Here is a 12,927-nt window from a genome sequence, read left to right as displayed (position 1 = left end):
TCAGAACTCCGCACCAACGGAGGAAAGAGCCGGCGCGGCGCGGCCGGCATTGAACACCGTCAGTCTTGGCCCCTTGGCCGGCCATGTAATCGCGGTCTCCAGACCGTCAGAGCAGATCGCCACTGCACAAGCGGCCTGACCGCGGGTGTCCCCATCGATCAGTGTGAAACAGTCGAACCGCTCTTCCCCAACCAGCGTTCTCATGTGACCCAAGGTGCGGCGCTGCCCAGTCACGGAATTTTCGGGGGGGAACACCTCCGGCGCCGGCAACATCAGGGCTTCAAACAGATTGCAGCCGATTGCTTTCGCAGCGCAGGTCGCCAGCCAGCGCTGCGGGCGAGCGCCCAGCGTGCCAGCGAGCTTGCCAAGCGCCCATAGCCCCGCTTCGCTCATAAAGCGACCGACTCACCAACCTCAGGGATCGCTGGCAGGTTTTGCTGAATGAACCAGCGCTCCCCCTCCTCGATTGCCAAGGCCGTCAGAACTCCAGTGCGATACGCGCCCGTGTCGATGCCGATGCGGTTGGGCCGCTCCTGCACCTCTTCCGTGATGGTGTGTCCATGCACCACGACGAACCCATGGTCGCGTCGGTCGGACAAGAACGGCTCCCGAATCCACCGCAGGTCTTGGTGCTCCTGCTCATCTAAATGCACGCCGGGACGCACGCCTGCATGGACGAGCAGGTAATCCCCGAAGCGAAACGTATCGGCGAATTCCGCCACAAAGGAGCGGTGCTCGGGCGGAATGGCCGATTTCAGCCGATCGATTGCCTCGGCAGGCTCCACTCTGACAAGGGCATCAGGGTTCAACCCGTAACTGGCCGCGAACTCAGCGCCACCAAAACGCAGCCAACGCGGCAGCAGGTCGCCGTCGCCATTCAGCACTCGAAGCAGCACTTCCTCGTGATTGCCCGCTAGGAATACGGGTTTAATCCCCTCAGGCGAGTAGCTGCATAACCTTTCAAGCACCTGAGCCGAAGCCGGACCGCGGTCGATAAGATCGCCCAGAAACACCAGGTAGCAGACCTTCGGGGCGCGGCTCCGATTGTCTTCCTCTATCCGCCACAGCAACGTATCCAGTAGGTCTGCACGGCCGTGGACGTCTCCAACGACGTAAGCGCGGCAACCTTTGGGCCCCATCGCCGCCTTTCGCGCCGTGAACAACAACCGCCTTAACACGCTTGCTCAACTCCAAATGCTTTGACCCGAAACGCATTGATGAGCTCAAGGTCTGCCCGGATCACGTGCTCCTGGCTTCACCGCTCCACCGCGATACGCCGGCTGCGCAGCCCATGGCCTGCCACTCGCCCTTCGGCAAGGATAGGTAGTGCAGGTTAGTGTTGGCCATCGATCAAGTTAACCGATCCTTACGCCGCAGTCCGGTAGCTCCTGCTCCGCGATCTCAGATTGGCCAGTACGTCCCGATCAGCGGCTTGCCGATGACTAGCGCCGCCGGCAGCGATCGGGCGAGGCCCTCCCAGCGTCCGAGAGCACGGCCGCACCGGGAAGCCGTTCCGCTGGAGGACACCGATCACCAGCATACGCAAGTCCTAGATGTTCCCGACACTGCTGAATACACGAGCCCATGCCGATCAGTTCTAGACCTCCACCGATTTCACAAAATCATGTCCGATGGGCAATCACGTACACCATGCGAATAGATCGAAGTGCCAAATTTCTTTATTGCTGTGGAGTTGCAGGCAGGCATTCAGTGAAGCGTACCGCCGATCTCTTCGCACGACAGTCTCGCGATCACGCGTTCGATCTGCCGCCAGTGGCAAAAGCGCAGCAGGTTTCCTGCATCGCGGCTGGTCTCGGCACGGCTCGCGGCCTCGAACCCCGCATCGTCGCCAAACCGGTCCATCAGGTCAGCGGCGTCAGCTAGCGTTGCGCGTCCGGCGATAAACAGCATGTCCATCGGCGACCGTTATCGCACGCGACATTACCTTTTGCCGCAACAGGCTTGCTGAACGCCTGATTCACCATTGCTGGCGATCGCCGCAGGGATCTGGCAGGCAGGATTGATGCAAAGACCACCGCCTCGGGCAGCAGGCATCCTGATCGCCGTCGGCGCGCTCGCCGGCTTCATCTCAGGCTTGCTTCTCGGAGATGCGAGCTGGTGGGTGCTGGTTGGAACGCTAGCGGGCGCCACCCTTGCCGCCCTTCTGTGGCTCGCGGACCGTCGCCATTAAGTGATTCGCCGCCTCGCCGGATGACCCCCCCTCGCTGAGAAGGCTCTCAGCGATCGGCCATCATGCATTCGGGGCTCCGCAATCGAGGGGGCCGATTAGGATATTGCCGCTTCCGTGAGGGTCCGAGCCGTAGCTCGTTTCGAGTTGCATCAGAGCCAGTCGCCTCAAGCGTCCCTCAACGAGGTTGGAGACTCAGGTCTCACCCAAAGGGAATTGGATGTGGCGGCACCTCCCGACGATGGAGCCATCGGCTCTCCGCACCACCAAACATAGAGCCCGGCACAAAATTATCCGCCAGAGTTCGATCCTCCGACTCTGTCAGCTTGCGTCGGCGGTACTGCTCCTCACCGATAGCGGGAACGCTGCCCTGCCAGAGCGTTCAACCTGTCGTTGAAGCGCTCCCGCTGGCCGCCTAGCCGATCGATCGCCGAAGGTTCGCCAGAGCTTCGCGCAGCGCAGCCGAGGCATCTGCCTCCAAGTGCACAACCGCGGCAGAGTCTCTTGGCGGGCCGTCCTGCTGCCGGCCCAAGTGGGTCTCAATCCGCCTGACCAACTCGCCCGCGGTCGGCATCGTCGGAGCTGCAAACAACCGTATCACCCGGGTGCCCGGCTCAACCTCACTCAAAGCGTCTTCCAGCAGCAGCGGCTCGACTTCCGTGAGCTCAAGCACGTCTGGTTCCCGGATGGGAAAGGTCCCTGGAACGATAGCCGGAAGGACGTAACTCTGCGGTTCCGGCGTGATTCGGCGCAGGCCTACAAGCGTCAGCGCCATGGCCGTGCTCCCGCCCGCGAGACCCACTTCCGCCCCGCTGATCGATGCGCCTGCAAACCCGCAGGCGCAGGCTAACGCCAGCGCTGCGGCCACATCCATCAGCCAAGCAGCGATGCCGCCTTCCCCTGCCCCGTCCATGAAGAGAGGCTTAGGCAGGCAATTCTTTCCGATCGGTTGAGGCCTGGTCGAGAAGGTCGAGAATCATCTCGGCAAACCGGGCCGAATCGGCTGGGCCAACTGCAGTGACGATCCGCCCGTCCGCCACCACCGGCAGGTCGACCAACTCGGCACCGGCATTGCGCAGGTCGGTTCGGATAGAAGGCCAGCAGGTCGCGCGCCGCCCTCGCAGCAAGTCAGCCTCGACTAGCAGCCAAGGACCATGGCAGATCGCCCCGACCACCTTGCCCAGTTCGGCAAAGCTGCGGACCAGCGCAACCGCTTCCGGCCGGGTCCGAAGATGATCGGGATTGATCAGCCCGCCGGGCAGCAGCAGCGCATCCCACTCCGCGGCCTGGACCTCTTCAAGGCAGAGGTCGGGCGCGATCGTTCGCCCGGGGTCGTCGAGCACCGTCGCTTGGATCGGTGCGTTCGTCGGCGCGGCGACGGCGACCTTACAGCCGTGCTGGCGCAGCAGTTCGAGCGGCACAAACAGCTCGGCCTCCTCGAAGCCGTCGCTCGCCATGATCAGGACTTTCGGGGCGGTCACGGAACAAACCGTGCCTCAGCGGCACTTGTGCTGGCAAGATGGTTCAGCTTCGGCACTGCAACGATGACCAGCCCGGGATCACCCGCCAGCTCGTGAAAGGCAAGTGGGCCTACTTCTCGCCGGACGGCAATCGGATTACCGACCGGGACGAGATCGACCGGCTGAACGCGATCGCACTGCCCCCGGCTTACACCGATGCCTGGTTCTGCCCCTACGTCAACGGCCACATTCAAGCCACTGGCCGCGATGCCAAGGGCCGGAAGCAGTATCGCTACCACCAGGATTTCCGCGCCCGGCAGGACAAGAACAAATATAGCGGCACGCTGGAATTCGGCGCCGCGCTGCCCAAGCTTCGCCGCAAGGTGGAAGCCGATCTGCAAAAGCGAAAGCTCAGCCGCGAAAACGTTCTTGCGGCGGTTGTGCGCCTCCTCGATACCAGCTTCATCCGCATCGGGAACGAGCAATATGCCAGCGAGAACAAGAGCTACGGCGCAACTACGCTGCGCAACCGCCATCTGAAGAAGGAAGGCAGCAAGCTGAAGATGCGCTTCAAGGGCAAGCACGGCATTGTCCACGAAGTCCCGATCAGCGATTCCAATCTCAAGCGCGTGGTATCCCGAGTGGCCGAGCTGCCTGGCCAGAACCTGTTTCAGTACATCGGCGAGGATGGAGAGCCGGTGGCGATCACCTCGGCCGACGTGAACGAATATCTTCGCGAGGCGAGCGGCGGCGACTTCACAGCCAAGAACTTCCGGACCTGGGGCGCCAGCGTGCTCGCCTTTGAGCAGATGCTCGAGGCGCAGGAAGAGGAGCGGCGCAAGCTCAGCCTGAAGACCATGCTGGAGCCGGTTGCCGAAGCGCTGGGCAATACGCCCGCGATCAGCCGCAAGAGTTACGTCCATCCCAAGCTGATCGAGGCAACTCGCGACAACCCCTTCGATCCATTGGGAGGCTTCGAACGGCCGCGAGCGCGCAAGTGGCTGTCGAGCTGTGAGGTTGGCCTGCTCGACTTCCTCCTGAAGGGCCGCCGCAAGCGCGGGGCGACCAAAGCGAAAAAAGCGGCCGTACCCGCAGAGGTCGAAGCCGCGATCCAGGCTGCGGAGACTGGCGGACCGGCCGAGGTCGATCGGGTTGCGGAGAAGATCGATGAAGGCAAGCTCGCCGCGGAGTGACCGGCGCCTCCCTTGAACCCGCCGCCAAAGCCCGTCATCCCCGCGCTCGATGATCAAACTCCGCCGCTTCCTCGACTGGCTCGTCCTTAACCTCGACGCATTGCTGATCGGAAGCATCGTCGCGGCCGTCATCGTTGCCGCCATGCTGCTGCTTCGCCACGTCGGCCATCGCGTCGTCCGTTCGGATCCGAACTGCCGAAGCTGGCGGGGGGTAATCGGCCGGGTGATGGCGAAGACCAGCCTGTTGTTCATGGTTTCCGCCGCCTTGGCGATCGTCGTCAGCTATGCGCAGCCGCCGCAACGGATCGGCCGCTTGTTCGATGTGGCGTTCGTGGTCGCGTTCGCGCTGCAGGGTGCCGTGTGGGGCCGCGAGCTGATCCTCGGAGCAATCAGCCAGCGGATCGGCGACGAGCCCGGCGGAAATGCCCTCGAAAATGCGATGGGCTTGATCCGCGTGCTGGTCAGCGTCGCGCTGTTCGCTGTCGCGATCATCGTCATCCTGGACAATCTGGGCGTCAATGTCACCGCGCTGGTCGCCGGCCTGGGCATCGGCGGCATCGCCATCGGCCTGGCGGCGCAGGGCATCTTTTCCGACCTCTTCGCGGCGCTGGCCATACTGTTCGACCGGCCGTTCCGCCGCGGGGACATCATCCGCTTCGACCAGACCACCGGCACGGTGGAGAAGATTGGTCTCAAGACGACCCGCTTTCGCTCGCTCTCGGGCGAGCAGGTCATCATGGCCAACACGAAGCTGCTTGAACGTGAGATCCGCAATCTCGCGCAGGCCAGCGCCCGACGGATCACAATCCACTTCGCGGTCGAGACCGGCATCGAACAGCTGGACGCAATAGAGACGGCTGCCGCCGAGGCGGTGGGCTCGCCGGAAGGATGCAAGCTGGTCCGCTGCGCGGTGACCGGCTTCGGCGCGGGCGCAGCAGCCTATGAACTGGTCTATGACGACGGCACGATCGACAACGATCGCGTCGCGCGCCACCGCTCCGATATCATCCGGGCGCTGGCCGTCGCGCTGCAGGCCCGCGAGCTGTCCCTGCTTCGAGCATCCGAAGCGCCGCCTCCGCTTGCCCCGTTCTGAGAAGGACCGACAATGCCGATTGCCAGCCTAGATGAGATTCACTCGCGTGTTGGCTCGGAAATCGGCGTATCCGCTTGGATCACGGTCGACCAGAGCCGGATCGACGCGTTCGCCGACGCGACCGACGATCATCAGTTCATCCACGTCGATCCCGAATCCGCCGCCAGGACACCGTTCGGCGGCACCATTGCCCACGGCTTCCTCTCGCTCTCATTGCTTTCGCGGATGGCGTATGACGTGATGCTGGTGCCCGAGGGACTCAAGATGGGCGTCAATTATGGCTTCGACCGCGTCCGGTTCCTGGCTCCGGTACGCTCCGGCAGCCGGGTCCGCGGCCGCTTCGTGCTGGAGGACGCGACCGAAAAGGCACCAGGGCAGCTGCTCACCCGCCACGCCGTGACGGTAGAGATCGAGGGCGGGGACAAGCCGGCTTTGACTGCAGTCTGGCTGGGCCTCTTGTTTGTCTGAAGCCCATGGCCCCGAGCTTGTCGAAGGGCGCTACTTTCTCTAGCTGCCACCGTACCAAGACAGGGCTTCGGCAAGCTCAGCGCTCACGGGCGTAGGGCAGCGGACCCTCTCGAAAGGAGCCACCAATGCCCACCGCCGCTCGCGACGCCGTTATCGTCTCCACCGCCCGGACCCCGATCGGCCGAGCCTATCGCGGCGCCTTCAATGCCACCCCGTCGCCAACCCTCGCCGCCCACGCGATCCGCGCAGCTGTCGAGCGTGCCGGTGTGGAGCCGCAGGAGATCGAGGATTGCGTGATCGGCGCGGCGCTTCAGCAGGGCGTGCAGACCACCATCGGGCGGACCGCAGCCCTCCGCGCCGGGCTGGGTGTCGGCGTTGCCGGCATGTCGATCGACCGCCAGTGCGCGTCGGGCCTCATGGCGATCGCCACCGCTGCCAAGCAGGTCATCGTCGACCGCATGGACGTGTGCGTCGCCGGCGGGGTGGAGAGCATCTCGCTGGTCCAGACCCCCGAGATGCGGGTCGGCCCCGATCCCGAGCTGCTGAGCATGCATAACGGCGTCTACATGCCGATGATCCAGACGGCCGAGGTGGTTGGCACCCGCTACAACATCAGCCGCGACCGCTGCGACGAATATGCCCTGCGCTCACAGCAGCGCACCGCGGCGGCTCAGGCCGCCGGCAAGTTCGCCGACGAGATCGTCGAGGTCACCGCCAGAATGGGCGTGAAGGACAAGGAAACGGGCGAGGTCTCCATGAAGGAGATCACGCTGGCCAAGGACGAAGGCAACCGCCCCGAGACCACGCTGGAAGGGCTTGCCTCCCTGCAGCCCGTGATGGGTCCCGAAGCGCTGATCACCGCCGGCAACGCGAGCCAGCTGTCGGACGGCGCCTCGGCCTGCGTGGTGATGGATTCCTCACTGGCGGAGAAAAAGGGTCTCGAGCCGCTCGGCCGCTACCTCGGCATGGCTGTCGCGGGCACCGAGCCCGACGAGATGGGCATCGGCCCGGTGTTTGCGGTCCCCAAGCTCCTCAATCGCTTCGGGCTGAAGGTCGAAGACATCGGCTTGTGGGAGCTGAACGAAGCGTTTGCGGTGCAGGTGCTCTATTGCCAGGACAAGCTCGGCATCCCGGACGGACTGCTCAACGTCAACGGCGGCGCCATCTCGATCGGCCATCCTTACGGCATGAGCGGCGCGCGCCTGACGGGCCACGCGCTGCTCGAAGGCAAGCGCCGCGGAGCTCAGTACGTCGTGGTCACGATGTGCGTCGGCGGCGGCATGGGCGCAGCGGGGCTGTTCGAGGTCCTGTAGGCGAGTCGGCGCGCAAGATCATGCTAGGCGCGGTTGTCACCGGGCCTGCCGAACGCTGCCCGCTCCCGCAGTGCGGACGGAGATCATCGCCGGGCGGCCGATGTAGTTCACGGTGCCAGAGCCCTGCGTCACCCCGGTCAGCGCCCCGCTTGCCCGGACCGTGGCGTCGCCGCTGCCGCTGATCACGACGGCCGCGTTTCGGGAGACAAGCTGGCGGGCATCGACGTCGCCCGAACCGTTGATCGCCACGCTGAGCGATCCGGTACGCCCGCGTGCCCGGATGTCTCCCGAACCCGCTATCGCAAGCGCCAGGCTGTCCCCGTTCACTCCCTCGATAACGGCGTCGCCGCTGCCGCGGAGGGCGAAGGCCGCGAGCCGAGGCACTGTGATCGTTATCCGCGGCGCCCGCGCGGTGCGATAAGAACCCACGCTTTCCACCACCAGCTTGTCGCGGTTCCGGATCTGAGACCGGATGAGCGGCAGGAGATTGTCGTCCGTGGTGACGACCAACGACTGCCTTGGCCCCACACGCACGGCGACGTCGGCGGCATCCCGCACCTCTATTGTCCTGAAATTACCGACTGGCCGGCGCTGACTGACGATCCGGCCGCTGCCGACGACAGCAGGTCCACGGCCCACGGCGATCACGGACGCGGCCGGAAGGTGCAGGGCGCCGGCGCCGGTGCTGGATGTGACGGCCACGACGATCGCGGCCGTAAGCGCGGTTTGAAAACCGACCATGGGAACCTCCGATGAAGACGCTACATCTGTAGCGCACGTCCTGAGGCGTCGTAACACGTGTTCGATCAAGGGACGAACGGAGGGACGAGACCCTGACGGCACCGGAACGATCGCGGTGCGTTGCTGCCCCCATGACCGCCGTCGAACTGCTCGCCCTCGCCGCTTCGACCAGCCTGCTCGCGGGCTGGCGGCTATACCTCGTGACCTTTGTCACCGGCATTGCGATGCGATGGGGCTATGTCGATCTTCCGCAGCAGCTCGCAGCCCTGGATGTGCTCGCCAACCCATGGCTGATCGGCCTGACCGGCGTCGCGGCGCTGTTCGAGTTCTTCGCCGACAAGATCGCCTGGATCGATAGCGCATGGGACAGCATCCATACCGTCGTTCGGCCGATCGGCGGAGCATTGCTCAGCCTGGCGATCGTCGATGCCGGCGACCCGGCGTGGCAGGTCGGCAGCTTCCTGCTCGGCGGCGGGGCGGCCTTCGTGGCGCATGCCGGCAAGGCGGGAGCCCGGGCGATCGTCAACGCCAGCCCCGAACCTTTCAGCAATATTGCCGTATCGACTGCGGAGGATGTCGCGACCGGCGGGCTGCTTGCGCTTGCCATCGCGAACCCGGTCGCAGCTGCCCTGATCGCGCTGATCCTGGTGCTGCTTTCGCTGTGGCTGGTGCTGGCGGCGCGGCGCCTGGTGCGGCGGATCCTGCCGCCGGTGAACCGAACCCCTGCTTGAAGGTTCTCTCTTCCACAAGCAGGAGGGATTCATCAGTGGCCGACACCGCCAACACTAACCTCGTCGAACGGATCGCACGCGTGCTCTGCGCGGCCGAGCACAGCAAGAATGCGGAGGGCAGCGAGCCTTCCGCCGGCGAGCACGTCAATCAGCATTGGCCAAAGCACCGCAACCAGGCGCTCGCCGTCCTGCACGCGATCCGCGAAGCCGATGACGCGGCCGCATCCGCCGGCGATGCGGAAGTGTGGCAGCGGATGGTTGAAGCGTCCATCAAGCAAGCGGAATGAACGCACTGGCCAACAAGGCTTCGGGCACCAGCCCTCGCTGCGGATGAGAAGCACAGCGGGACCGCCAGACAGTCGAAAGGCCGCCCGGGCGCGAACCCGAGCGGCCTTTCCATTGTCGAGCCGGTGAGGGCCTGACGCTTAAGCGAACGCTCCGGCGGAGGCGACGCTCACCGACCTGGGACAATGAGACATTCGACCACCTCCTTTCAGTTGTTGAACACTGGTCGACAGATAAGGCCGCAGCGGGCCTTTTCAAGGACTTTCAGGCACTTAACCCTTCTGCCGACTCGCTTCCTGATCTGCTATAGTGCCCCGCTTCCAAATCGTGGAGGTGGCGATGACTGGCAAGGTGCGGGTGTCTGCGCTCGTCCTGGCCGCCGGTACGCTGATGAGCGTGGATCCGACGCCGAGTTACTCACCCCAATTGATGGCCTACCTCGACCCGAGCACGCGCTTCGCGAGCCTGTGCGGCGGCAAGGGCGGGCGAGGAATGCGGGCGCAACTCGCGCTCGCTGCCGCCATTGTCAGCAAGGCGCCCGCCGCAGCAAAGGCGCCGCCTATCTACGACGGCATGGGAAAGGTGAACTTCCCGGTCACCACCAGCAACCCAAAGGCACAGGCTTATTTCGACCAGGGCCTCGCCTTCGCCTACGGCTTCAACCATGCGGCGGCGATCTCCTCGTTCAGGGAAGCGCAGCGGCGCGACCCTGATTGTGCCATGTGCTGGTGGGGCGAAGCGGTAGCCCATGGTCCGAACATCAACGCGCCGATGGATGCCGAGGCGAACCGGCAGGCGCTCGCCGCCGTTGCACGCGCGACGGCGCTCGCAGGCCGCAGCAAGCCCGCCGAACAGGCACTGATCGCGGCAATCGGAAAGCGCTACTCCGCCGATCCGAAGGCGGACCGCGCCGCACTGGATGCCGCTTATGCCGACGCCATGCTTGCTGCCGCAGCGGCCCACCCGGCCAACGACGACCTTGCGCTGCTCGCCGCAGAAGCAGCAATGGACACGAAGCCGTGGGATTACTGGCAGGCCGACCGCCGCACTCCCAATCCGCGCATCGGTGAGGCGGTGCAACTGGTCGAGACCGTTCTCGCCCGCAACGCCGACCATCCGCAAGCCGCGCACCTTTACATCCACCTGATGGAGAACGGGCCGGACCCGAAGAAGGCCGAGGCCGCCGCCGACCGGCTGGCGAAGCCGCTGGCGCCAACGCCCGGGCACCTCGTCCACATGCCCGCGCACATCTACTACCGGCTCGGAAGGTGGCAGGATTCGATCAAGGCGAACATCGCTGCGGCACGCGCCGACGAAGCATGGATCAAGCAGTCGGGCGACCGGGGCATGGTCCGCTTCGGCTACTACCCGCACAACGTGCATTTCATCGTCGCCTCGGCGCAGATGGCCGGCGATCTGCCCCTCGCCATCCGCGAAGCCAAACGGCTGGAAGGAATCGTCGATACCGAAACCGGCGCGAAGATCGCCTGGACCCAGGCCATCCACGCAGCGCCCTTCTTTGCCGCCGCCCAATTCGCCCGGCCAGCGACCATCCTGGCGATGCCCGCGCCGGACCCGCGGCTGACCTATGTGACCGGCATGCGGCACTACGCCCGGGCTGTGGCGCACGCCCAGCAGGGCGACCGCACCGGCTTCGATAAGGAAACTGCGGCCCTGCGCGCCCTCGCCGCAGCGCCGGGACTGCAGACGATGATCGACCAGGGCGTGCCCGCCCGCGACCTGCTGGGGCTGGCGGAAACAGTTGCGCGCGCCCGGCTGGCGTCCGCCGCTGGGCGGCATGGCGAGGCCGTCACTCTGTTCGAGCAAGCGGCCGCGCTGGAGCAGCGCATCCCCTACATGGAACCGCCCTACTGGTATTATCCGGTCAAGCAATCGCTCGGCGCTGCACTGTACAGGGCGGGACGTTTCGAAGAGGCGCGCGACGCGTTTGAAGGCGCGCTGGCTCAATTTCCGAACAACGGCTGGGCCCTCTACGGCCTCGCCGCGGCGGAGACCAGGCTTGGCCACAAGCCGCAGGCTCTCGCCGCGCAGGCCGCGCTCAGGCGGGCGTGGATGGGCGACCCGAACTGGCTGCGGATGGAGCGGCTTTAGCGGTTCGCGGCGATCCAGTTCTCCACGACCGGAGCGATCCGTTCGCGCCACTTGCGGCCGTTGAAGATGCCGTAATGCCCGACCTCCCTGGCGAGGTGATATTTCTTCTTCGCGGCTGGAAGGTCAGTGGCGAGCTTCAGGGCGGCCTTTGTCTGGCCGAGGCCCGAGATGTCGTCGCGCTCGCCCTCGATCGCCAGCAGTGCCGTGTCGGTGATTGCCGCGACGTCGACCGGGCGGCCACGATGCATGAACTCGCCCTTCGGGAGCAGGTGCCGCTGGAACACCGCGTCGACCGTTTGCAGGTAGAATTCGGCCGTCATGTCACACACCGCGCGATATTCGGCGTAGAAATCGCCGGTCGCGTCTGCGCTCTCGTCGTCGCCGACCACCAGATGCTTGAACATTTCCCAATGGCTGACGAGGTGGCTGCCGAGGTTCATCGTCATGAAGCCAGCCAGCTGCAGGAAGCCGGGATACACCTTGCGCCCGCCGCCCGGGTAGATCCGCGGCACGGTGGCGATGACGTTCTGCTGGAACCAGGCGTGCGGACGCTGCGTCGCCAGCGTGTTGACGGCGGTGGGAGCTTCACGGGTGTCGATCGGCCCGCCCATCAGCGTCAGCGTCTTGGGCCGGGCCGGATGCCGGTCGGCGTTCATCAGCGCGGTCGCGGCCAGAGCCGGGACGGACGGCTGGCACACTGCCAGGACATGGGCGCCCGGGCCGATCGCCTCCAGGAATTCGATCAGATAATCGACATAGTCGTCGAGGTCGAAGCTGCCTTCGCCGAGCGGCACCAACTTGGCGTCTCGCCAGTCAGTGATGAACACCTCATGCCCGGGCAGCAGCCGTTCCACCGTCCCGCGCAGCAACGTCGCGTAATGGCCGGACATCGGGGCGACGATCAGCAGTTTTGGCTGCCCCTCGGGCGCACCGTCGCGCTGGAAATGCTTCAGCTGCCCGAACGGCTTGCGCAGGACGATCTCCTCGCGGACGGGAACCAGCTTGCCGTCAATCGGCGTATCGAACAGGTTGAAGGCGGGCTTGCCGCGGGGCGCCGATGCATGGGCGAACACATCCAGGCTTGCGGCGACGATCGGGCCCATGGAACTGTAGCTGAGGGGATTTGCCGGGCTGTTGAGCCAGTTCGCGGAGAGATTTGCCAGCTGGCTTGCTCCCGCCAGCCATGACCGCTGCATTTCGTACGCGTCGTAAAACATCCAGATTCCCGAAAAGCGTTTCCCTAAGAAACCGGTGTGGGACGGAAAGGGTCCATCGGCAAGCGGAAAGGTCGGCTCAAACCGCGGCGTGGGCAGGTCGCATTGCCCGCTCCCTACCCCCCTGCT

The 12,927-nt window shown here is 65.1% G+C and carries 15 protein-coding genes; 8 read left to right on the top strand and 7 right to left on the bottom strand.

The window, feature by feature from the left end; translation table 11 throughout:
• From ACFQPG_RS07245 to ACFQPG_RS07235, 3 genes are all read right to left on the bottom strand, one after another.
• On the bottom strand, positions 1–393 hold the full coding sequence (locus ACFQPG_RS07245) for a hypothetical protein (protein ID WP_380811447.1): 393 nt from the start codon (positions 391–393) through the stop codon (positions 1–3).
• Entirely contained in the window at positions 390–1,166 is a 777-nt protein-coding gene (locus ACFQPG_RS07240; protein WP_380811445.1) for a metallophosphoesterase, read from the bottom strand. The genes ACFQPG_RS07245 and ACFQPG_RS07240 overlap by 4 nt, the downstream gene beginning before the upstream one ends.
• A gap of 541 nt (positions 1,167–1,707) precedes the next feature.
• The gene (locus ACFQPG_RS07235; protein ID WP_380811443.1) at positions 1,708–1,917 is read right to left on the bottom strand and encodes a hypothetical protein; all 210 of its coding nucleotides are present in this window, start codon (positions 1,915–1,917) and stop codon (positions 1,708–1,710) included.
• Positions 1,918–2,023: 106 nt separating this feature from the next.
• Between ACFQPG_RS07235 and ACFQPG_RS07230 the strand changes: the two genes are divergently transcribed.
• Positions 2,024–2,191, top strand: coding sequence for a hypothetical protein (locus tag ACFQPG_RS07230; protein WP_380811441.1), 168 nt, complete (start codon positions 2,024–2,026; stop codon positions 2,189–2,191).
• A 412-nt stretch (positions 2,192–2,603) separates the two neighbouring features.
• Here the strand turns inward: ACFQPG_RS07230 and ACFQPG_RS07225 are convergent, their stop codons facing one another.
• Positions 2,604–3,101, bottom strand: coding sequence for a hypothetical protein (locus ACFQPG_RS07225; protein WP_380811439.1), 498 nt, complete (start codon positions 3,099–3,101; stop codon positions 2,604–2,606).
• A gap of 10 nt (positions 3,102–3,111) precedes the next feature.
• Positions 3,112–3,669, bottom strand: a complete 558-nt coding sequence (locus ACFQPG_RS07220) for a DJ-1/PfpI/YhbO family deglycase/protease (RefSeq protein ID WP_380811437.1) — start codon at positions 3,667–3,669, stop codon at positions 3,112–3,114.
• Positions 3,670–3,707: 38 nt separating this feature from the next.
• On the opposite strand from ACFQPG_RS07220, the gene ACFQPG_RS07215 reads away from it, so the two are divergent.
• The 4 genes from ACFQPG_RS07215 (at position 3,708) to ACFQPG_RS07200 (ending at position 7,715) form a co-directional block, all read left to right on the top strand.
• Entirely contained in the window at positions 3,708–4,841 is a 1,134-nt protein-coding gene (locus tag ACFQPG_RS07215) for a DNA topoisomerase IB (RefSeq protein WP_380811435.1), read from the top strand.
• A 49-nt stretch (positions 4,842–4,890) separates the two neighbouring features.
• Positions 4,891–5,934 (top strand): mechanosensitive ion channel family protein, encoded by a 1,044-nt coding sequence (locus ACFQPG_RS07210; protein WP_380811433.1) that lies wholly within the window; start codon positions 4,891–4,893, stop codon positions 5,932–5,934.
• A gap of 12 nt (positions 5,935–5,946) precedes the next feature.
• Positions 5,947–6,402, top strand: coding sequence for a MaoC family dehydratase (locus tag ACFQPG_RS07205; protein WP_380811431.1), 456 nt, complete (start codon positions 5,947–5,949; stop codon positions 6,400–6,402).
• Positions 6,403–6,527: 125 nt separating this feature from the next.
• On the top strand, positions 6,528–7,715 hold the full coding sequence (locus ACFQPG_RS07200; RefSeq protein WP_380811429.1) for an acetyl-CoA C-acyltransferase: 1,188 nt from the start codon (positions 6,528–6,530) through the stop codon (positions 7,713–7,715).
• Between the two features lie 36 nt (positions 7,716–7,751).
• Here the strand turns inward: ACFQPG_RS07200 and ACFQPG_RS07195 are convergent, their stop codons facing one another.
• Positions 7,752–8,456, bottom strand: coding sequence for a head GIN domain-containing protein (locus ACFQPG_RS07195; protein WP_380811427.1), 705 nt, complete (start codon positions 8,454–8,456; stop codon positions 7,752–7,754).
• A gap of 131 nt (positions 8,457–8,587) precedes the next feature.
• Between ACFQPG_RS07195 and ACFQPG_RS07190 the strand changes: the two genes are divergently transcribed.
• From ACFQPG_RS07190 to ACFQPG_RS07180, 3 genes are all read left to right on the top strand, one after another.
• Positions 8,588–9,187 carry a DUF4126 domain-containing protein gene (locus ACFQPG_RS07190; RefSeq protein ID WP_380811425.1) on the top strand — a complete coding sequence of 200 codons (600 nt, stop codon included), beginning with the start codon at positions 8,588–8,590 and terminating at the stop codon, positions 9,185–9,187.
• 35 nt (positions 9,188–9,222) lie between these two features.
• Positions 9,223–9,474, top strand: coding sequence for a hypothetical protein (locus ACFQPG_RS07185; RefSeq protein ID WP_380811424.1), 252 nt, complete (start codon positions 9,223–9,225; stop codon positions 9,472–9,474).
• Between the two features lie 337 nt (positions 9,475–9,811).
• Positions 9,812–11,584 carry a tetratricopeptide repeat protein gene (locus tag ACFQPG_RS07180; protein WP_380811422.1) on the top strand — a complete coding sequence of 591 codons (1,773 nt, stop codon included), beginning with the start codon at positions 9,812–9,814 and terminating at the stop codon, positions 11,582–11,584.
• Here ACFQPG_RS07180 and ACFQPG_RS07175 read toward each other — a convergent pair.
• Complete coding sequence (locus tag ACFQPG_RS07175; protein ID WP_380811420.1) at positions 11,581–12,801, bottom strand: polyhydroxyalkanoate depolymerase; 1,221 nt, start codon at positions 12,799–12,801, stop codon at positions 11,581–11,583. The genes ACFQPG_RS07180 and ACFQPG_RS07175 overlap by 4 nt on opposite strands.
• Positions 12,802–12,927 lie beyond the last annotated feature (126 nt).

This window comes from Sphingomonas sp. GCM10030256 (genome assembly GCF_042666415.1).
GTDB lineage: Bacteria > Pseudomonadota > Alphaproteobacteria > Sphingomonadales > Sphingomonadaceae > Sphingomicrobium.
The sequence above is the reverse complement of the archived record's forward strand: the minus strand, read 5'-3'. Positions and strand labels throughout refer to the sequence as shown.